Below are 19,906 nucleotides of genomic sequence, written 5' to 3'. Positions count from 1 at the left end.
TCAGAACCAGATCTTCGGGGTGAAGCTGATGACCGGAAGCAGTCGCACGGGTGATCCATCGAAAAGGAGGCGGTCGAGATCGACAGACACCCGCCCCTGGCAGATGAGTGCCTGCGCCATCGCCTCGCCGGTGACGCGTTCGGGCGAAAGGGCCTCGCGCAGGGTCTTGAAGGTGGTCACCGGCGACTTGCTGAGCAGACGCTCGAAGGCGGTCATCGCCTCCGGGGTGACATGGGCCGTTTCACGGGCGTAGATGCGGCCGAAGTTGAGCTGGCGCTCCGAGCCGCCGCGCACGTCCTTCTCGCAGATGAGGCGGAACTTCCAGCCCATGCCTTCGATGACGCGTTTCACAGCGAGCATCCGCTGGCGTTCTGCGGGCTGGCCGATGTATGAAAGGTCGGGCTTGCACTCGATCGCCTCGATCAAATAGCCGCCCGGTATTCGGATCTGGCGAAGATGGTCGCAAATCCACTGCTGCACTGTCGTTCCGACCATCAGCTGAAGGCGAAAGGCCTGGGTCCGATAGGTCAGGACGTCGGCGCGCAGCTCGCTCTCGACGATGAGGGCGTGCTCGGTCGCCCCGTCATAGGGGTTGGACAGGCCTGTCTTGGTGGAATGCTCCTCGCCGGTCCAATGGCTGGGGGCGTTGCCGACGATGGTGCGCAGCGGCCCGCCATCCTCCGCGACGAACATGCGCGCGGCGGGGCGGGTGCCCACCGCGTCGTCCGACCCGACATGGACGAGGCGCAGGGGCCTGTCCACGTCGATGAGCGACGGCGCGGCGTGCAAACCGATCTCGGCGGGCGCGCGTCTCAAACCTTGTCCGCCTTGAGGACGGCAGCGTTGTGGCGGCGGCGGGAGGCGACGGCGAAATGTTCGGCGCGAGCGTACCGCAGGTGCCGGCAGAAGGTCGTATAGCTTGGCGGTTTCAACTGAATTGCGCCCGCTGCGCTACTGTTCCTGTTATGGTGGTCGAGTTCGACACACATCGCCATGTAGCGGCTGATGGCCGTCTGCGACCGATCACACAGGCAGCGGTGGATCTGAGCGATCATGATGGCGCGCACGCAGGGGTGCCATTGTGCCAGCTTGGCCGACCTCCGTGACGCGGGGTTGGAACACTTGTTTGGCGGCGTGCCCAGGTGGTTTCCGGTCTGGCTTCTAGAACGCTCGCGCTGCGCACGCCGCTCGAGGCCGGCGATTTCCACACGCTCGTGGGGCACGCTTTCGCGCATGGCGGCGCCTTCGCGCTTCCTGGCGATCTCGTCGAGCACGAGCTCCAACCTGTGCGTGTCGATCCTTTCGCCGCCGTAGGTGTGGATCGGCGATGAACGCCAGGTGTCTCCCGTCTCCCCGGAGTTCGAGTTGCAACAGGCCTGAGTCATATCTAATTCTCCATAAAGATGACAGCAAACATCCGTAGGTGCGTCTCATATAGCTCACTTTGTGATTCGTTCAAGGTGGAATTATGTATGTTTGGAGTTAAAAATATGGAGAATGCATCAAGCGGGGCCATTCCAGGCTAGCCGCCCCCCATCCAGACCGTACAAAATATAATCTAACCATCTGATATAAAATTTATTTTATGCAAGGTCGCTGATGAGGGGGCGCGTGAATGCTGTCCAAACGTGCCAGTCGGTCAGCAAGGCGCCCCCGACGGCCTGCCCGCTCCCGTTCCGAATGGCCCCGAGGTCGGGCGTGGCCTGTTGGATAGGGGGAGGACTCGCCACGGGCTTTCAAAGTGGCAGGATTTTTCTATCAATCATCCATAATTTTGATTCGAAGGCGGTTTTGAGGATGAGTTGCAACTGGAGTCCACGGCTAATTCTTGTTAAGGTTATGTGTAGTTGATATGAGGATGGCATGAGCGTTGATGACGAGGTTGGGCGCGGAGAAAGGAGCCGCGAGCCCCGAACGGATCTGTTCGGGGATGGAGCCAGTCTGGATCCGAATGGTGACCTCACCAGCGCGCTTGGCAGGAAGCCGCATGACCAGGAGCTGAGAGTGTGGGCGACCATGCCCTTGGACCGGCGTCAAAAGGCGCTTCCCCGCATCGCCACCCTGCGTCGCTGGACCGAGGCGCCTGGTGAAATGACCGCCGCCGAGGCAGCGCAGGAGGCGGGGGTTGCGGTCAGCCGCTTCTATGAGCTCGCTGCCGCGTGGAAGGCCTCGCCCGGGCTGGATTCCGTCGGCGCCCTTGCCAAGCGCCCTGGTAGGAAGGGGACGAAGCTGGAGGCGGATGTGCACAGTCTGCTTCAGAAGATCCTGCCCGGTGTGGTCGAAGCTCAGCGCGATGAGAAGAAGGTCTCGGTCGTCGTCACCGCGCTGATGGCGCATGAGGCGCTGCAAGGCGTCAAGCTGCCGCACGTGAACACGCTGCGCGCGATGGTCCAGCGCGAGCGCCGGCGCCGCAAGGGGGAGGAGCAGGTGGGGACGCGCCCCGCTTTCGACGCCGTCGCGTGTGATCATCTCAAGGATGATGGCACGCCGCATCTGATCTTCGCGGTGGTCGACCGCACATCGAGACTCGTGCTGGGGTACAGCCTTGGCGATCTTGCGGACAGCCGTGCCGCGTACGCCCGTGCCGCCAGGGATGCGCTCGAGCGGATTCAACGGGCGGATGGCTCGCTTCCCTGGTCTGACCTCACCGAACGTGTCGATGTCATCGTCGGAGAGGATGGCGCCAGTTGGCGACGGATGCAGGCCGAGTACCAGGCGGCGCCGATCGGCCCGCTTTTCGGGCTGGTGGAGACCGATGGACGATATGGCCGCTATTTCAGACTTGTCGCGGGGAAGGCCCTGGGCAACATGAGGATCTGGCCGTCGCGCACCGGCACGGGCTTCGCGGTCGAGGGCGGGAACCGATTGTCCGACGCGGAGGCAATGGCGGCGATCGAGATCGAGATCGCCAGGCACAACGAGCATGTGATGGCGCAGAGCACGGCGGATGGCGCGGCGCGCCCCGCGCCCCAGACCGTGCGAATGCTCGACTTCATTGCCGCCCGCGAAGCTAGGCCCAGTCAGACGCGGTGACGCCGATGGAAAAGCCGGATTCGGGCAGCTCGGGCATCCGGCGGTTGTGGCGGTCGACTGCTCCGGTGATCGCGGTCAACGCGTCTTCGATGTCGATGGGTGAGCTGTGGCGGGTGGCAAGCAGCGTCTCGACCGTGGCGGACCTCGGCACACGGTAGCCGATCGACAGGTTGTCCAGGCGCGGGCCGAGCACCTTCGCGAGATACGGCCTGCCGGATGCCTGTTCTGGCGTGAGGGCCCCGATCATCTCACGTTCGAGCAGTGTGCAGTGGGGCGCGCGCAAAGGCAGTTCCGCAGCACCGGACGTGGACGCGATTTCGACAAGCTCCATCACCTTGCTGAGCGAAGGGACCCGGCCGGCGCCGAAGACGACGTCGGTTGCGATGATGCGGCGTTCCGGCAGAACGACCGCCATCAGCATGCGTGGCATCACGAGACGGCCCCTGTGCTGGACGGCAAGCTTGACAGTGCATTCGTCGATCAGGATCTCCGGCTCGATCTGCAGATCGCTGACACCCCCGCGTGCATCCGTCAGCATCGATTTGACCGTTGAATCAGAAGGCGCCTTGATGCCTTCGTCGCTGCAGCGACGCTTGACCTCCTCCGTGAGCTGCTTGTGGCGCAGGACGGTGCCGAGGTCGGCAATGGCCTCGCGCACCACTTGCAGCGACCGCATTGGCAGGCGTGGCGCCCTTGACACCTTTTTCTGCACCCTAGCGCCGGGAAGCTTCGCAGCCGAGCGGTCGTGGCGCCAGATGCTGGCGAGGGCGTAGAGGTGCGATGGCGCGATGTCCAGGCGTCGCGCGTAGTCCTCGCGCAGTTCGGCGCTGGGCCGCCGGATCGCGACGAATTCGTCGAGGACTTCCACGCGCCGGCGGATTTCAGGCCAGCGGCAGGGGTCGACTCCGCTGAGGTCAATGTCTTTTTCCATTTACATGCTCCTTCGATTGGAGGTCGTCAAAAACAGAGGGGGATTTGCGCGACGGGCTAGGCGTTTGCCGCATGCGGAATAGGCGCCCCCGACCGGGGGCGCCGGAATGACGCTTGAGATGGTTAAATTGCCTCAGTCGCGCTCCAGAAGCGGACAGCGGATGTGTCGAGACATGACAGGGAGCGCAGAGCGACAAATTTCTGTCGTAATATTTCAACGATAATTTAATGACGTAGCTTTGTGTCTGCATGGATCAGACGCAAGCACGGGCTGGTCGCACAAAAGAGAATTCGGTCGGTCTTTGGCCGCTCCCGTCTGCGTGTCGCGAGGCGACGCTCATGAGGGCTTGAGCCCTCCACAACGGGGTGGTCCATCATTTCCAATCAGCCATGCGCACATGAACCGATTTGACGGACTTCTCCTTCTTCGATATTTCGATCTTTATCGAATCATGGAGATTGTGATGAACGCTTCTGCTGTGATCAAAGCCCTCGGCGCGCTCGCGCAGGAACATCGCCTGGCGGCCTTCCGCCTGCTGGTCCAGGCGGGCGAGGAAGGCATGCCTGCAGGCGCCATTGGCGAGAAGCTGGGCGTGGTATCCTCCTCAATGAGCTTCCATCTGGCCGCGCTCGCCAATGCCGGGCTAGTCGCCCAGCGCCGTCAGAGCCGCCTGATCATCTACACCGCCAACTATCCGGCCATGAACGCCCTGATGGGCTACCTCACCGAAAATTGCTGCGGCGGCGTTCCCTGCACCGACGAGGTTCGGTGCTGCTCGGCACCATCATCGATTACGGAAGAGAGTGCCGCGTAACCTCAATTTGCCTTTTATCCCAGCACGGGCACGTGCCTGATGGAGCAACCGATGCAGACTGACATCATCATCTATCATAACCCCGAATGCGGCACCTCGCGCAATGCGCTGGCCATGATCCGCAACGCCGGGATTGAGCCGCATGTGGTGGAATATCTCAAGACGCCGCCCTCGCGGCCGCTGCTCGAAAGCCTGATCGAACGCGCCGGGCTCACCCCGCGCGCCCTGCTGCGCGAGAAGGGCACGCCCTTTGCCGAGCTTGGCCTGGGCAACCCCGGCCTTACCGACGAGCAGCTTGTCGATGCCATGATGGAGCATCCCATCCTCATCAACCGCCCGCTGGTCGTTTCGCCGCTGGGCGTCACGCTGTGCCGCCCCTCCGAAGAGGTGCTGGATCTGATCCCCGCCGAGCAGCGCGGTGCCTTCGCCAAGGAAGACGGCGAGCCGGTCATCGATGGCGAGGGCAAGCGGGTCACGGCGGGCTGAATGGCCCCGGCGATCACCATCAGGCAGGCCAGGGTGGAGGATGGCGGCGCGATGGCCGCCATCTATGCCCACCACGTCCTGCATGGCACCGCGACCTTCGACACGGTGCCGCGAACGGCGGCGGACACGGTCGCCAAGGTCGAAGAATGCATGACACGGGGCTGGCCGTTCCTGGTGGCCGAGCGTGACGGGGCCTTGGTCGGTTATGCCTATGCCACGCAGTTCCGGGACCGTCCCGCCTATGCGGCGGCCTGCGAGGATTCGATCTATCTGCATCCCGACCACCTTGGACAGGGCATCGGCAAGGCCTTGCTGACGGCCCTGCTGGTCGCGGCCGAGCAGGCCGGCTTTCGCCAGATGATTGCCGTGGCGGGGGGAGGCGAACCGGCCTCGGTCGCCCTGCATGCCAGCCTTGGCTTCCGCGATGCTGGGCGCATGCATGCCGTGGGGCGCAAGTTCGGCCGCTGGCTCGACACGGTCTATATGCAGATCGCGCTTGGCGCTGGCGACAGCCTGCCGCCCGAGCGGGAGCCGCAATGAGCTCTTTGCCAAGATCCCTGTGGGCAGAAGCCCTGGGCAGTTTCCTGCTGTTCGCCACCGTCATCGGCTCGGGCATCATGGCGCAGCGGCTGTCGGGCGGGAATGTCGCGGTTGCCTTGCTGGGCAACACGCTGGCGACCGGGGCGATGCTTTTTGTGCTGATCACTATGCTGGGCCCGGTTTCGGGCGCGCATTTCAATCCCGTCGTAACGCTGGTCATGCGCCTGCGTTGCGGGATCGGCACGCAAGCAGCGCTGGCCTATGGGGCGGCCCAGCTCGCTGGCGGCGTGCTGGGGGTGTGGAGCGCCCACGCCATGTTCGACCTCCCGGTCTGGCAGGTGTCGCACCATATACGCACCGGCCCCGGCCAATGGCTTGGCGAAGGCATCGCGACCTTTGGGCTGGTGCTGACCATTTTGGGCACGGTGCAGGCGCGCCCCGCATGGGTTCCAGCCAGTGTCGCGCTTTACATCACCGCGGCCTATTGGTTCACCTCCTCCACCAGCTTTGCCAACCCCGCCATCACCGTGGCGCGCTCCCTGAGCGACACATTCGCGGGCATCGCGCCCGCCAGTGTGGCTGGCTTTATCGCGGCCCAAATTCTCGGCGCGCTGGCGGCCCATTATGCCGCCAAGCCGCTGTTTGCCGTCAAGGAAACCCCATGAACCGCTTGCGCGCCCTGTCTGATCCCGACCACCTGCCGGCGCTGAAGCCGCAGTTCGCTCATCGGCGTCCCGCCCTTGGCCTTGGGCCGATGGACCCGCCGCCGCGCATCCTGCTGCTCTACGGCTCACTGCGGGAGCGGTCCTATTCCCGTCTGGTGGTCGAGGAATCTGCCCGTCTGCTGCGCCACTTCGGCTGCGAGACGCGGATCTTCGATCCCTCCGACCTGCCGCTGCCCGATCAGGTGACAGGCGACGATCACCCGGCGGTGGCCGAGCTGCGTGAACTCTCGCTCTGGTCAGAGGGGCAGGTCTGGTGCAGCCCGGAGCGGCACGGCCAGATCACCGGCATCATGAAGACGCAGATCGACCACCTGCCTCTCGCCATGAAAGGCTTGCGCCCGACGCAGGGGCGCACGCTGGCGGTGATGCAGGTCAGCGCCGGATCGCAGTCCTTCAATTCGGTCAACACGCTACGGGTGCTGGGGCGCTGGATGCGGATGTTCACCATCCCCAACCAGTCGTCGGTGGCGAAGGCCTATGAGGAGTTCGACGAGGCTGGCCGCATGAAGCCCTCGGCCTATTACGACCGCATCGTCGATGTGATCGAGGAACTGGTGCGCTTCACGGTGCTGCTGCGCCCGCATGCCGAACAGCTCGTGGATCGCTATTCGGAGCGGGTCGAGAAGGATTGCCCGGTCGACACGGATGTTTAGCGGGCGGGCCTCAGCTGAAACGCACAGGCCCCGGGGGGGGGCGGCTAAGTGACGTGGGTGGCGTGCGCCATTCCCGTTTTGCCACCCGCGCCCGCGAGCGCACCGACGCCCGCACGCACGACGACGCCCACATCCGTACTTCACTAAAAGGACTGTTCCAGACCGAAGTAGATGCCGCGCCTGCCTGACCACTGCGCCATGCCTCCGCTGAGACCCGAACCGTCCTGCACCCGGCGCGGGGTGTCGAGCGCGTTGGTCACGTCGACCCTGAGGTCCAGAGGGTGGTGCCGCAAGCCCTTCACCCGGTAGACGGCTGCCAGGTTGAGCTGCACCCACGCGGGCATCCGCGCGTCATCGAGCACGCCGAAGGATGAGCTGCGCGGCAGGCCGCTGCCATAGGTCGCATCGGCTGACAGCCGCAGCGGCCCTCCGTGCCAGGTCAGCCCAGCCGATCCATTCAACCGCTGGTCGCTGGCGGCGGCGACATCTTGGGATGCGACCCAGGCGAGCTGCGAGGGCGTGAACGGGGATTGCCCGCTGACGATGCCTTGCCCGGTGAGCCAGCTCACCGTGAGGTTGCCCCAGGCCGAGACCGGCCCTTCGCTCCATGTGGCGCTGAACTCGACGCCCCGCCCATGTCCGCGCCAGTAGTTGTAGGAGCGCGCGAGCAGCCCGTCGGTGGTCCAGATCTCATCGAGCATGTTCGTGGCCCGGCGCCAATAGGCGTCCAAACCATGCGCTCAGATTGGCGATGACGCCGACGATGGCCGAGGTGACCAGCGCCAGCGCGCCCTTGAGCATTTGCGCGCGTTCGAGCCGCTCGATCCATGGAGCCAGCGCAAACACCCAGAGAAAGCAGGGTGCGAAGGTCACCCATGTTGTCAGCAGCGCGCCGAGGATCCCTGCCGTCAGCGGCGTGAAGGGGGCCGACGCCCGAAAGGCGGCGAGATAGCCCACGAATTGCGTGACCATGATGAGCGGACCCGGCGTGGTCTCGGCCAGACCCAGCCCATCGGCCATCTCACTGGCGCTGAGCCAATGCTGCGTGCTGACGGACTGCTGGGCCATATAGACCTCTAGCATCCTATAGCGCGATATGGCTTCCGGGGCTGCGAAAGACTCCGGCGCTAAGGCATTGTGGCCAGTGTGTCGTGGTTATCGGACGTTCGCGGGATCGCATGATCGAGGTCCGCTAGGGTCAGAAGCGGACTAGTGCCGGACGGATCAGGCAGGAAAATGAATTCCGCACAGTTTGTTACCGTCGGGGTCACGAAAATAGGCCAGTTCGATGGTACCCATGGAGGCAGTTTCGCGCGGTCCGGGCGGAGCTTCGATCGAGGTTCCGCCAGCGGCAACGGCGGTATCGTGAAGCTGCTTCACCTGCTCGGGCGAGTCGCAGGAAAAGGCGACGGTGCTGCCGTTGGCGACGCTTGCCGGTTCGTCGTTGATCGGCTGGCTGACGATAAAGTTGGTGCCGTTGCCGTTATTGTAGATCAGACGTGTATGGCCGCTGTCGGCGATGTTCCTCGTCCCTTCCCCTGCACCCAAGGTGCCGAGCACCGTGTCGTAGAAGCGCTTGGACCGTTCAATGTCGTTCGATCCGACCATGGTGTGAAAAAGCACGCATTCTCTCCTGAAGGCTGATCGACTGTTGAGGTGCACCGAGAACTGACCCGGGATTTTCATTGAGAATTGACCCGGGTGGGTGTGGGTTATGTGCAGCCCAAGTAGGGCGTGGTCAAGGTCTGGGTTTATTCCTTTCAGGATTTTGGTGCAGCGGTGCTGGCCCTGAAGCGGCAGCTGTCATTGCCTGTTTCCAGTATGTGGCAATGATGGGTGAGGCGATCCAACAGGGCGGTGGTCATTTTGGGATCACCGAAGATTTTGGCCCATTCGCTGAAACTCAGGTTGGTGGTGATAACGACGCTGGTGCGTTCGTACAATTTGCTGAGCAGATGGAACAACAGGGCTCCGCCTGACGAGTTGAACTGCAAATATCCCAGCTCATCGAGAATGATGAGGTCAAGTTTGAGCAAGCTTCGTGTCCTGGAGCTGAAGATGGCCGATCATTGCCTGAATGCGGCGCCCCTGAAGCAGCGCATGAGGGTGCTCCGACATAAAACGGCATGGGCGGGATAGCGGTACTGATGGGCTTCATGGAATCATAGACAGGCGAAATGGAACCATTGGGAATTGGAAAGGACCATCGCCGCTAGGCCGGAAACATACTGACGCTTGGCGCGTTCTTGGAGTATCCCTGCGGTCGTTTTGGACGATGCATACCGTTAGCTGCCGTGGCTCGGGGACAGAAAGATTACGAAATGTGCTTGCTAGCCATACTTGTCGTTGAAGATGAAGTGATGATCCGGATGCTGGTGGCGGATACGTTGAGGGATGAAGGCTACGAAGTCGTCGAGGCGGCGAATGGCGATGAGGCGACCGCAGTTCTGCTGTCAGGTCATCAAATCGATCTCGTTTTGACCGATGTCCGCATGCCCGGACAAGTGGATGGTATCCAACTCGCCATGCATGCCAAGGAGCTCGATCCAAGCCGTCCTGTGATCGTGACCTCGGGTCATCTCCCGCCCGAAGCTGCCCGGCGAATGGACGATTTTCTCAGAAAGCCATTTTCACTGTCGACTATGCTGGGCATGGTCACCAAACTGATCGGGCCCTCATGTCAGACGAAAACACAGCAACGCACTGCCTGATCGTCGCCGATGGCGAAGTTCTAGTCCGTAATGTCCTTGCCGCCTATCTTCGCGAGTGTGGTTACAAGGTGATTGATGCCGCGAACACCGACGAGGTGGTCACGATCCTGCAGGAAGGCGCGGATGTCGTGCAAGCCGTTCTGGCCGATGCGGGGCTGGACGGCAGCAGGAACATATTCGATCTGCGGCTATGGTTGCGGGAACATTATCCTGAGGTCGAGGTAGTTTTGGTAGGCAATGTCCAGGCCGCGGCGAAGGCCGCTGGCCATCTGTGTGACGAAGGGCCTCATCTAAAGCGACCCTACGATCCGCAAGCCGTGCTTGAGCACATCAAACGGCTGCTGGCCAAGGCGCGCAAATAATCCTTGCGAGAGCTAGTGGTACGAGCGCAACGGATGAGTCCTCCCGATTGGGGCTCAAAGGCGCAGATTTCAGCCATTCTTTGCGGAACCATCCGACTGAATCCAACCACTAGACTGCGGCGCACGATCAAGTCCAAGCGCCGCTCTGCCCGCGTGCCAGGGTGATCGTCACGCGACTCCCTTCACCCGGGGCAGATGCGATTGTTAGTCGGCCACCGGCCTCTTGAACGAAGCCATAGACCTGGCTCAGGCCCAATCCGCTTCCTCGCCCGACGGGCTTGGTGGTGAAGAATGGTTCCGTCGCCCGCTCCAGCGTTCGGGAATCCATGCCCGTGCCGCTGTCTGAAACCATGATCAGAACCTCACCCTGGTCGACCTCATCGGTGGTGATTGTAAGGGTTCCGCCGTCAGGCATCGCATCGCGCGCATTGACTGCCAGGTTTATCAATGCCGCTTCAAGCTGCTGACGATCGATGTCGACGGGCAAGGGGGCCTTGGAAAGCTGGGTGACTAGAACGATGTGCTCGCCCAAAGTCAGCGCGATCAGCCTGACCAACTCTTCCGCGATGTGGCTGAGATCGTGCCTTTGGACCTGCAAAGGCTGCTTGCGGGCGAAGGCCAGCAATTGCTCTGTCAGACCCGCGGCGCGCTGGCTGGCCTCCATGGCGTTGGCAAGGGCGCCCAGAGCGCGGTCGGGTTTGTCGATCCCGAGCGTGGCACGTTCGATGTTTCCCATGACGATGGCCAAGATGTTGTTGAAGTCATGTGCAATGCCGCCGGTGAGCTGCCCGATCGCCTCCAGCTTCTGCGCCTGACGCAGTTGCTCCTCCATGCGGGCGCGCTCAGCAGCCTCCCTGTGCAGGTCATGGTTGATCTGCTGTAACAGTCGTGGCGAGGGGAGTGCGATGAGCTTGGGCAGCAGAGGCCACATCGCCAGGGCGGTCAGTACCGATGCCACTGCCGTGATAGCCTTGATCAGGCCCTCCGCCCCGTAGGCCGGCACCCACAGGACGAGGATCGACATGACGTGGGTCGCGCCGCAAGCCGTGATGAAGATGGCGAAGAGGCTCACCAGCCATCCGAACTCCACATCCCGACGACGTTTGAGAAACACCGCCAGCACGACTGGTATTGAGAAGTACGACAGGGCGATTATGGCATCTGAGATCACATGAAGCCAGATGAGCAGGGGGTCCCACAACAGGCAATAGCCGTGTGGCGCAAGGCCCCGCATGGTGAGAATCTGGTACAGTCGCATGGGCCTACTCCGCCGATTCCCAAGGTGAGCTGTTTAGCGCCAAACGGCGGATGTCGGCCAGCCTCCCACAGGGGCGCCTTGCCAGAAATCCTCATTTGTGGGCCTTTATGTGTTGGCGACAGGCATCTGGATCAAAGGTCGTAGGGACCCGAGATAGCTGTAGAGCGTGAAGCTCATGCCGGCAGGGGATGGTTTCCAGCAGAGGCTGCCAAAGAAGCCGGTATGTCTCGCCTGTTACGCCAAGGGTAGCTTCACCATGGCCTTCAATCCATTCCCCGGGGAGCACGTCAGATCAAGTTCAATGCTGTAGGCATCGGCAATATCGCGGGCAATTGCGAGCCCGAGCCCAGTGCCTGGCGATGACGGGTCATGGCGTACGCCGATACCATAGGCGTCCTCAATTTGTTTGAGTGACATGCCCGGCCCGTCGTCGAGGATTGCAACTGTGCAGACCCCAGCCACTGGAGAGATTGAAATCGTGACGCTTGAGCGCGCCCATTTCCCGGCATTGTCGAGCAGGATCGAGAGCAGTTCGGAAAGGTCGACCGGGTCAATCGCCACACCTGGCACGATCTTGCCGTTCGTGTCGACATCAAAGGTCTTTCCAGGGTGAAGCTTGCGCATGGCATTGAGGACAGGCCCGAGAATCTCGGGGATGACGCTGGCCTTGATGGAGCTTCTGGCCGTCGCCGCCGATCTGGCACGCGCCAGGTGATATTCTATCTGCTGGATCATCACCTCGCTTTGGCTCAGCAGGGTTCGTCCCGGTGCGCGCGTTGCGGGGTTCGCCGACAACCGTTCTGCCTCATCGATGATGACAGCCAGCGGTGTGCGCAGACTGTGTGCGAGATTGCCCGCTTGAACCCGGCTGCGCTCGATCATCGCCTGATTGTCGGCTGCATAGGCGTTGAGGTCGCTGACAAGTGGCATGATCTCTGAGGGGAACGGCCCCTCAAGAGGTTCGCGTGCGCCGGTGCGAAGCGCCGCGACCGAGGCGCCCAGCCTGTCGAGCGGGCGTAGCACCAAAACGATTGCCAGCAAGCCAGTCCCTACAAGCATCGCTGCCAGGGCGAGCAGCCAGAGCGTCAACTCCTTGGTGAAGCCAGCGATGGCCTCGTCCAGATACCGTTTATCCGTTGCGATCAGATAGTGAATGACCCGCCCGTCGGGTGTGAGCCCGGTCAGGCCATAGACGATGGCCGGGCCGGAAGGCCCATTCTCTACGACGTGGCGGACTTCCGGCGTGTGGGCAATGTCCTCGTCCAGTTTGCCGTGCAGCATCGAGTCGGAGTGAATTCGATCGCCGTGATAGACGCTGACCTGCCAGTAGAAGCCGGACATGGGTTCGAGATAGCGCGGATCTGAAAGCCGTCTGGATAGGTGAAGATGCCCATCCGGCGTCACCTGCACCAGCCCCGTCAGTTCGCGCACATGGCCATAGAGCTCGTCATGATATTGCAGTTCGATATGCTTGGTGAACACCCGCGAGGCCGAGACCCAGATCCCCGCGATGCCGATCGCCACCCACAGCAGGATCGCCAGCAGGAAGCGCAACCTGAGGCTGCCGCCGCGCCACAGAGACAGATCGACCAGCCGCTTCATGCGACGAAGCGGTAGCCGAGGCCGCGCACCGTCTCGATGCGCTTGAGCCCGATCTTGCGGCGCAGGCGGCTGATCAACACTTCGACGGCATTGGATTGGCGTTCGCTGTCCAGATCATAGATGTGTTCCATGATGGTGTTCTGATCCAGGACCTGGCCTGGGTGACGCATGAAGATATGCAACAGCCTGAACTCCATGCGTGAAAGCGTGAGGGGGGCACCACCGTTCTCGACTTTGCGAGCCACAGGATCGAGACGCAACCCGTCCCTGTCGATCCAGTTTTCGCCGGTGCCGGCCTGCCGTCGCAGGACCGCATGCAGCCGTGCTTGCAATTCCTCGAAGCGGACCGGCTTTACGACGAAATCGTCAGCTCCAGCGTTCAAGCCCTCCACCTTTTCCTGCCAACTGCCGCGCGCCGTCAGGATCACGACCGGCAACCTGTAGCCTTGCCTTCGCCAAAGCCGCAGCAGATCCATGCCCGTGCCATCGGGCAAATTGAGATCGAGCACGACAGCCGCGATTTTGTCGAGATCGGGCCAATCTTCGCCCTGCTCATAGCAGTTTGCCACATCCACGGCGAAGCCCGCCTCGCGCAGTCGCCCGCTCAGCCTCGTTGCCAGTTGTATGTCGTCTTCTACGAGAAGCAGACGCAAGCCTTGTCCTCCAATCCTCACTCCGTATGCCCTGCGACCCCAAGCTGACAAGTTGCTGTCAGCTTGGGGTCGCATGAATCTGGCATGAAAAAAGCTCATCTGCTCTCTTCGCGCGCCGCGACCATTGCGCTGGTATCCTGCATGCTTGTGGGTGCTCTGGCCGCCTGCCACAAGGCGCCGGCCGCACCTGAAGTGGCCTCGTCAGACGCGGCTCGGTCCGGGCCTGCTACGGATGGCCTGATCGCCATGGACGCTGACCAGATCGCGCGGCTGGGCATCGTCCTGGCGCCGGTCGTGGCGAGCAGCGCCATGCCCGTGGGGACTGTCCCCGGGGTGGTGTCCTTGCCGCCGGACGCGCGGGTTGCGGTCACCACGCCCTTTGCCGGCACGGTCGTCAAGGTGATGGTGATCCAGGGGCAGGCGGTGACGCGTGGACAGGCTCTGGCCGTGGTGCGCGCTGCGGAAGCCGTGCAGTTCGGCGCGGCGCTGGCGCGTTCAAACGCCGCGCTGCCTGTGGCGGCGGCGCAGGCGGCGCGCATGGAGCAACTGGCGCGCGAAGGCATTATCGCCCCCGCCCGTGCAGAAGAGGCCCGGGCGAATCTCAGCGCCGCGCAGGCGACCATGAATGAAAACCGTCGCCTTCTGGCGCTGGGGGCCGCATCGGCTGATGGCACGATCACCCTGCGCGCTCCCATCGCAGGTCGTGTCACCACCGTGGGCATCGACGCGGGCAGCCCGGTGGGCAGCGGTCCTGCACCATTTCTCATCGAGAACAATGAGCAGTTGAGGCTGGATCTGCAGATCCCTGAAAGGCTTGCTTCGCATGTGCGCCCGGGCATGGCGGTGCATGTCGAACAGGACGGGCGCAGCGCGATAGGACGGCTCCTCTCCCTGGCCTCGACGATTGACCCGGCCACCCGCGCTCTGGCCGCCAAGGCCAGCCTGCCGACCGATACCGGTCTTATCCCTGGCAAAAGCGTGATGGTGACTCTCGCCGTAACCGATCTGGCCGCCGAGGATATCGCTGCGAGGAAGGGGAGCAGTGTCAGCGTGCCGAGTGAGGCCGTGACGCATATTGGCGATCATGATGTCGTCTTCCGCCGCGAGCTGCACGGTTTCCGGGCGGTGACGGTGACGGTGGCTGGCCAGATCGGCAACAGCACGGTTCTGTCAGGCGGGCTTGAATCCGGCCAAAGGGTTGCCGTCAGCAGCATCGCCGAACTTAAATCGCTGAGCCAGGGGGGCTGAGCCGATGCTGCGCAAGCTGATCGAGGCCGCGCTGGCATGGCGCATGGCGGTGCTGGGGCTGGCGGTGCTGTTGGGCATCGGCGGGGCCTGGTCTTTCGTCAATCTGCCCATCGATGCCTTCCCTGACATTTCCTCGACCCAGGTCAAGGTGATCCTGAAGGCTCCGGGCATGACGCCAGAGGAGGTGGAAAGCCGCGTGATCGCCCCCATCGAGCAGGAGATGCTGGGCATTCCGCATCAGACGATCCTGCGCTCGGTCGCCAAATATGCGATTGCCGATGTCACCATCAATTTCGACGACAGCACCGATGTCTATTGGGCGCGCAATCAGGTGGGAGAGCGTCTATCGGGTGTCATGGGCAATCTGCCGTCCACGGTGACGGGAGGCATGGCGCCCATCTCGACGCCGCTGTCGGACATGTACATGTTCACGCTGGAAGGTCCGCAGAGCCTTGCCGAGAAGCGCCGAGTGCTCGACTGGGTGGTGCGCCCGGCCTTGCGGACCGTGCCGGGGGTGGCCGATGTCAACGCGCTGGGCGGTATGGTCGAAACCTACGAGGTGGCGCCCGACATGCAGGCTCTGGCAGCTGCGGGCCTGAGCGTGGCCGATCTGGCCAGCGCCATAAACGCTGGGAACCGCAATGATGGCGCCGGCCGCATGCCCACGGGTGAGGAAGCGCTGATCGTGCGCTCCACAGGCGCCATCCGCACGCTCGATGATCTCTCCGCACTGGTGTTGCGCAGCGGCCCGAGCGGTGTTCTTCGCGTGGGCGATGTCGCAAAAGTACGCATCGGCGCGCTGACCCGCTATGGCGCTGTGACCCACAACGGCAGGGGCGAGGCTGTCGAAGGGCTGGTGATGGCCCTGCGTGGCGCGGATGCGGCCAAGGTGGTTGAAGGGGTCAAGTCCCGGCTCACGGAGATCGCTCCGACCCTACCCAAGGGGATGACCGTCGCGCCATTTTACGACCGGTCGGACCTGATCGAGCGGGCGGTGGGCACGGTGGAGGAAGCGCTGCTGGAGGCGACCTTGCTGGTGGTTGTGTTGCTGCTGGTGTTTCTGGGCGATGTGCGCGCCTCGGTGATCGTGGCGCTGGCCTTGCCGATGGCCGCCTTGCTCACCTTCATCTTCATGCGCGCCACTGGCCTTACCGCCAATCTCATGAGCCTTGGCGGGCTGGCGATCGCCGTGGGCATGTTGGTCGACGGCGCGGTGGTGGTGGTGGAAAATGTGGTCGAGCGCCTGTCCGACCCGCGCCACGCCGGGGCGGGCAAGCTCCACAATGTCTTCATCGCCGCTGCCGAAGTGGCCAAGCCCGTCACGAGCGGCATGGCGATCATCGCGCTTGTCTTCCTGCCGCTGCTGACTTTGCAGGGCCTGGAGGGCAAGTTGTTCGCCCCCGTGGCCCTGACCATCGTACTTGCGCTGCTCTGCGCACTTGTGCTGGCGCTGACGCTTGTTCCGGTGCTCGCCTATCATGGCTTGAAGGTCCGGGTCGATGCCGGTGGGCATCATCATGAGCCATGGCTGATGCGGCAGCTGGGGCCGCGTTATACGGCGCTGCTCTCGGGAGCCTTCGCGCACAAGCGGCTGGTCTTCGGCCTGGCGGGCTGCGCGCTCGTGCTGGCGGGGGTGGCCTATTCGGTGACGGGCAAGACCTTCCTTCCCACCATGGATGAGGGCAGCCTCATCGTGCAGTTGACCAAGGCGCCGTCGATCTCGCTGACGCACAGTCTGGAGGATGACCTCAAGGTCCAGAAGGCTCTGCTGGCCAAGGTGCCCGAGGTGACCGAGGTGATCGCGCGCACGGGCTCTGACGAATTGGGCCTCGACCCGATGGGCCTTGGCGAGACGGACAGTTTCGTGCGCCTCAAACCGCGCAGCGAATGGCGCAAGGGCGACAAGGTGTGGCTGATCGACCAGATCCGTCAGGCACTTGCCGGGTTGCCGGGCATCCAGACCAGCTACACGCAGCCCATTGAAATGCGGGTTTCCGAAATGCTCACCGGCGCCCGAGGCGATCTGGTCGTCAAGGTTTTCGGCCCGGACAACGCCACGCTGGCGCGCATCGCGGCGCAGATTCAGGTGAGGCTGAAGAGGCTTCCGGGCACCAGCGAGGCCATGACGATGGCCAATGACCGGGTGGATTATCTCCAGCTGGACATTGACCGGCTGGCCGCTGGCCGTGTGGGCATGCCCATCGACCAGCTGCAGGACGCCATGCGTGCGCAGGTGGAGGGGATGCGCGCGGGCGTAGTAGCCGACGGCCTGCGCCGCGTGCCGATCCTGATTCGCGCCGCGCCGGAAGGGCAGACGCCCCAGACCTTCGCCGACCAGACCTATCGTTCACCCACGGGGCAATTGGTGCGGGCAAGCGACGTGGCGCGGGTCGAGCGGATCGAGGGGCCGGTCAAGCTGGAGCATGAGAATGGCTCGCGTTATGCCATGGTGCAGGCCTTCGTGTCGGGGCGGGATCTGGTCGGCTATGTTGCCGATGCCAAGGCCGACATCGCCGCGCATGTCACCCTGCCGCAGGGCTACCGCGTGGAATGGGGCGGCCAGTTTGAAAACCAGCAGCGGGCCTCGGCGCGGCTGATGGTAGTCCTGCCCATCTCGCTGGCGATGATTTTCGTGGTGCTGTACGCTACGCTTGCCAGCGCCCGCGCTTCCCTGCTCATTCTGGTGAACATCCCTTTCGCGCTGGTGGGGGGCATGGTGTCGCTGGCGGTGTCGGGGGCCTATCTCTCTGTGCCAGCCTCCGTGGGCTTCATCGCGCTGCTGGGCATCGCCGTGTTGAACGGATTGGTGATGGTGAGCTACATCCGCCAGCTGCGTGATGGGGGCGTGCCACTGGCCCAGGCGGTGCGCGAGGGGGCTCAGCGTCGCCTCCGACCGGTGTTGATGACGGCGACGATTGCAGCTTTCGGACTGGTGCCGCTGCTCTTCGCAACGGGGCCCGGCTCGGAAATCCAGAAGCCGCTGGCCATCGTGGTCATTGGCGGGCTGGTCAGCTCGACCCTGCTCACGCTGATCCTCTTGCCCATCCTTTATGAGAGATTCGGCGAGAACCGTAAGGAAGCCGCCGCGATGGAGATGGGCGATGCGTAAGCTTTCCTTTAATCTGGCCATGGCGTTATCTCTCATGCACGCGGGGCTGGCCCATGCCCAGTCTGGCGAGGGGGAGGCGGGGTTGCCAACCAAAGCGGACGTTACCGCTGCCCTCGATGCATCCCCCGGCGTGCGAGCCGCTTTGGCGCGGGCGAATGCGGCACGCTCCGAGGCCCAGGTGCTTTCGCGGGGACCTCATGAGTTCACCCTCACCACCACATATGCCAGCCGAACCGTTAATGACGGCACGGGCGTCGCCAATGGCCGCTTCAACGAATTCTCCGCCGAGGTCTCGCGTCCCATCCGCCTGCCAGGCAAGGCTGCGCTTGATCGTGAGATCGGCCAGCAAGGCGTGACCTATGCCAGCAACATGGCCGAGGACGCGCGCCATCAGGCCGCCTTGCTGCTGGCGCAGGACTGGTGGGACTGGATGGGCGCCGCGCAGGAGGCGAAAGTCGATGCCCAGGCGGTGAAGAATGCCCAGGAGCTGCTGGCCAGCGTCAGGCGTCGAGTCGCCCTGCGCGATGCCTCCCGGCTTGAGGAGGATCAGGCTGCTGCGGCCGTGGGCGCCGCCGCAGCCCAGGCCAGCCGGAGCGCCGGCCGGGTCGTGGTGTCCCGGGCGCGGCTGACGGCCCAGTTCCCCGCTCTGCCCATGCCGGTGGCAGCGCCTGATGCCCCGGTGCCTTCGTTGCCGCCAGGGGGCCTTGCGATGCTGCACGATCACATTCTTGGGGAAAGTCACGAGTTGGCCGCAGCACAGGCCTTTGCCCGTCAGGCAGAGGCGCAGGCGGACCGTGCCCGCAAGGAGCGAAGGGGGGACCCCACCTTTGGCCTGAGGGTTTTCTCAGAAAAGGGAGGCATGGAAAAGGGAGGCGGCCTCGTCTTCTCGATGCCGTTCGGCGGCGGCTACCGCTCCGCCCAGGCGGACAGGGCCAGTGCCCAGGCCAGCGCGGCACAGGCGGACCTGCAGGCTGTGCGGCTCAACATTGATGAAACGGCAGACACCGACCTTGCCGGAGCCCAGGCCGCGCTGGCGACTTGGGATGACGCACGCGCAGCGCTTGATGCTCAGATGGCGGCCCTGCTCAAAACAAGGCGGGGGCAGCAGATGGGCGAACTCGGGCTGGCCGAGGTGCTGCTTGCCGAGCGCATGATGCATGATGCCTTTCGCGCAGAGGCGATCGCAAGGATCGACGCTCTTCGCGCCATCACCAAGATCCGGATCGACAGTCATCAACTATGGATCGGCGATGATGATGGTGGCGGGGCACCGCCAGCAGATCCGGCAGTGGGTTCATCGGCCCGCAACTGATCGCTTCCAAGGGGGGGAGATCCTTCGGAAGCTGTCCGCGCGGGCGGCTTGGTCAGCCATAGGTCTTGCAATCATAGGCTGGCGGCCAGCCGCACACCGAGCGTGATCTTCGCATTCACCGTCGATGGATGCTTGATCCTAGCTCTCCATTTCTAGGGGAGCTCATTCTGTTATGAAGGGGAGGGCATGGCCGAAGTTAACCTGGAGAAGCAAAAGCTCCTCAACCGTCTTATGCGGCTTAGGGGACAGATAGATGGACTGAGAAAGGCTGTCGATGGTGATGTCAAATGTGCGAAAATTATCCAGCAAGCCACTGCTTGTCGTGGAGCTTTAGATGGTTTTATCGCTGAATTGATCGAGGTTCATATACGGGAGCATATGATCGATCCCGATATTTCATTGAGCGACCCTAAAATCCGAGCAGCGGAGGATCTGGTGTCTATCATCAAGTCCTACCTGCTTTGAGGCG

Annotated in this window: 21 protein-coding genes and 1 pseudogene; 12 read left to right on the top strand and 10 right to left on the bottom strand. The window is 63.2% G+C overall.

The annotated features are described in order from the left end of the window. Together SR3_RS08405 and SR3_RS08400 are read right to left on the bottom strand one after the other, a co-directional pair. Window positions 1–816, bottom strand: coding sequence for a hypothetical protein (locus tag SR3_RS08405; protein ID WP_068083649.1), 816 nt, complete (start codon window positions 814–816; stop codon window positions 1–3). Continuing rightward, window positions 813–1,385, bottom strand: coding sequence for a hypothetical protein (locus SR3_RS08400; protein ID WP_068083647.1), 573 nt, complete (start codon window positions 1,383–1,385; stop codon window positions 813–815). The genes SR3_RS08405 and SR3_RS08400 overlap by 4 nt, the downstream gene beginning before the upstream one ends. 478 nt (window positions 1,386–1,863) lie before the next feature. On the opposite strand from SR3_RS08400, the gene SR3_RS08395 reads away from it, so the two are divergent. After that, entirely contained in the window at window positions 1,864–3,033 is a 1,170-nt protein-coding gene (locus SR3_RS08395) for a hypothetical protein (RefSeq protein ID WP_157098714.1), read from the top strand. Here the strand turns inward: SR3_RS08395 and SR3_RS08390 are convergent. Further along, on the bottom strand, window positions 3,011–3,964 hold the full coding sequence (locus SR3_RS08390; protein ID WP_068083643.1) for a hypothetical protein: 954 nt from the start codon (window positions 3,962–3,964) through the stop codon (window positions 3,011–3,013). The two genes, SR3_RS08395 and SR3_RS08390, sit on opposite strands and share 23 nt — an antisense overlap. A gap of 463 nt (window positions 3,965–4,427) precedes the next feature. Here SR3_RS08390 and SR3_RS08385 point away from each other — a divergent pair, with 463 nt between their 5' ends. From SR3_RS08385 to arsH, 5 genes are read left to right on the top strand one after another with little or no spacing between them, the layout of a single operon-like run. Continuing rightward, on the top strand, window positions 4,428–4,778 hold the full coding sequence (locus SR3_RS08385; RefSeq protein WP_174549138.1) for an ArsR/SmtB family transcription factor: 351 nt from the start codon (window positions 4,428–4,430) through the stop codon (window positions 4,776–4,778). A 51-nt stretch (window positions 4,779–4,829) separates the two neighbouring features. Next, window positions 4,830–5,264 (top strand): arsenate reductase (glutaredoxin), encoded by a 435-nt coding sequence (gene arsC, locus SR3_RS08380; protein WP_068083634.1) that lies wholly within the window; start codon window positions 4,830–4,832, stop codon window positions 5,262–5,264. Continuing rightward, window positions 5,265–5,804: a GNAT family N-acetyltransferase gene (locus tag SR3_RS08375; protein ID WP_068083633.1), complete on the top strand. Its 540-nt coding sequence runs from the start codon at window positions 5,265–5,267 to the stop codon at window positions 5,802–5,804. After that, window positions 5,801–6,469, top strand: a complete 669-nt coding sequence (locus SR3_RS08370; RefSeq protein ID WP_068083632.1) for an aquaporin — start codon at window positions 5,801–5,803, stop codon at window positions 6,467–6,469. The genes SR3_RS08375 and SR3_RS08370 overlap by 4 nt, the downstream gene beginning before the upstream one ends. Continuing rightward, window positions 6,466–7,182 carry an arsenical resistance protein ArsH gene (gene arsH / locus SR3_RS08365; RefSeq protein ID WP_068083626.1) on the top strand — a complete coding sequence of 239 codons (717 nt, stop codon included), beginning with the start codon at window positions 6,466–6,468 and terminating at the stop codon, window positions 7,180–7,182. Before SR3_RS08370 ends, arsH begins: the two co-directional genes overlap by 4 nt. Window positions 7,183–7,325: 143 nt before the next feature. Here arsH and SR3_RS08360 read toward each other — a convergent pair whose 3' ends face one another. The 4 genes and pseudogenes from SR3_RS08360 to SR3_RS08345 all read right to left on the bottom strand — a co-directional run bounded on the left by SR3_RS08360 (window position 7,326) and on the right by SR3_RS08345 (window position 9,242). After that, entirely contained in the window at window positions 7,326–7,883 is a 558-nt protein-coding gene (locus tag SR3_RS08360) for a TonB-dependent receptor (RefSeq protein WP_068083624.1), read from the bottom strand. 28 nt (window positions 7,884–7,911) lie between these two features. Next, window positions 7,912–8,253, bottom strand: a pseudogene (locus SR3_RS08355) (chromate transporter); the annotation flags it as partial. 153 nt (window positions 8,254–8,406) lie between these two features. Continuing rightward, window positions 8,407–8,805: a VOC family protein gene (locus SR3_RS08350; protein WP_056422467.1), complete on the bottom strand. Its 399-nt coding sequence runs from the start codon at window positions 8,803–8,805 to the stop codon at window positions 8,407–8,409. A 137-nt stretch (window positions 8,806–8,942) separates the two neighbouring features. After that, window positions 8,943–9,242 carry an ATP-binding protein gene (locus SR3_RS08345; RefSeq protein WP_407668155.1) on the bottom strand — a complete coding sequence of 100 codons (300 nt, stop codon included), beginning with the start codon at window positions 9,240–9,242 and terminating at the stop codon, window positions 8,943–8,945. 261 nt (window positions 9,243–9,503) lie between these two features. Between SR3_RS08345 and SR3_RS08340 the strand changes: the two genes are divergently transcribed. Together SR3_RS08340 and SR3_RS08335 are read left to right on the top strand one after the other, a co-directional pair. Continuing rightward, complete coding sequence (locus SR3_RS08340; RefSeq protein ID WP_068083618.1) at window positions 9,504–9,893, top strand: response regulator; 390 nt, start codon at window positions 9,504–9,506, stop codon at window positions 9,891–9,893. Beyond that, a complete protein-coding gene (locus SR3_RS08335; RefSeq protein WP_068083616.1) occupies window positions 9,860–10,255 on the top strand; it encodes a DNA-binding transcriptional response regulator in 396 nt (131 codons plus the stop codon). The genes SR3_RS08340 and SR3_RS08335 overlap by 34 nt, the downstream gene beginning before the upstream one ends. Window positions 10,256–10,382: 127 nt before the next feature. Here SR3_RS08335 and SR3_RS08330 read toward each other — a convergent pair whose 3' ends face one another. The 3 genes from SR3_RS08330 to SR3_RS08320 all read right to left on the bottom strand — a co-directional run bounded on the left by SR3_RS08330 (window position 10,383) and on the right by SR3_RS08320 (window position 13,768). After that, complete coding sequence (locus tag SR3_RS08330) at window positions 10,383–11,513, bottom strand: sensor histidine kinase (protein ID WP_068083615.1); 1,131 nt, start codon at window positions 11,511–11,513, stop codon at window positions 10,383–10,385. Between the two features lie 234 nt (window positions 11,514–11,747). Continuing rightward, window positions 11,748–13,115: a sensor histidine kinase gene (locus SR3_RS08325; RefSeq protein WP_068083613.1), complete on the bottom strand. Its 1,368-nt coding sequence runs from the start codon at window positions 13,113–13,115 to the stop codon at window positions 11,748–11,750. Continuing rightward, complete coding sequence (locus SR3_RS08320) at window positions 13,112–13,768, bottom strand: response regulator transcription factor (RefSeq protein ID WP_068083611.1); 657 nt, start codon at window positions 13,766–13,768, stop codon at window positions 13,112–13,114. The genes SR3_RS08325 and SR3_RS08320 overlap by 4 nt, the downstream gene beginning before the upstream one ends. Before the next feature lie 84 nt (window positions 13,769–13,852). Here SR3_RS08320 and SR3_RS08315 point away from each other — a divergent pair, with 84 nt between their 5' ends. From SR3_RS08315 to SR3_RS08300, 4 genes are all read left to right on the top strand, one after another. Continuing rightward, window positions 13,853–15,016: an efflux RND transporter periplasmic adaptor subunit gene (locus SR3_RS08315; protein ID WP_068083607.1), complete on the top strand. Its 1,164-nt coding sequence runs from the start codon at window positions 13,853–13,855 to the stop codon at window positions 15,014–15,016. A gap of 4 nt (window positions 15,017–15,020) precedes the next feature. Further along, a complete protein-coding gene (locus tag SR3_RS08310; RefSeq protein WP_068083604.1) occupies window positions 15,021–18,125 on the top strand; it encodes an efflux RND transporter permease subunit in 3,105 nt (1,034 codons plus the stop codon). Continuing rightward, window positions 18,118–19,437: a TolC family protein gene (locus SR3_RS08305; protein WP_068083603.1), complete on the top strand. Its 1,320-nt coding sequence runs from the start codon at window positions 18,118–18,120 to the stop codon at window positions 19,435–19,437. The genes SR3_RS08310 and SR3_RS08305 overlap by 8 nt, the downstream gene beginning before the upstream one ends. A 186-nt stretch (window positions 19,438–19,623) precedes the next feature. Continuing rightward, entirely contained in the window at window positions 19,624–19,902 is a 279-nt protein-coding gene (locus SR3_RS08300; protein WP_068083602.1) for a metal/formaldehyde-sensitive transcriptional repressor, read from the top strand. Window positions 19,903–19,906: the final 4 nt, after the last annotated feature.

The sequence above is a fragment of the Novosphingobium rosa NBRC 15208 genome (genome assembly GCF_001598555.1).
In the GTDB taxonomy this organism is placed as follows: domain Bacteria; phylum Pseudomonadota; class Alphaproteobacteria; order Sphingomonadales; family Sphingomonadaceae; genus Novosphingobium; species Novosphingobium rosa.
The sequence above is the reverse complement of the archived record's forward strand: the minus strand, read 5'-3'. Positions and strand labels throughout refer to the sequence as shown.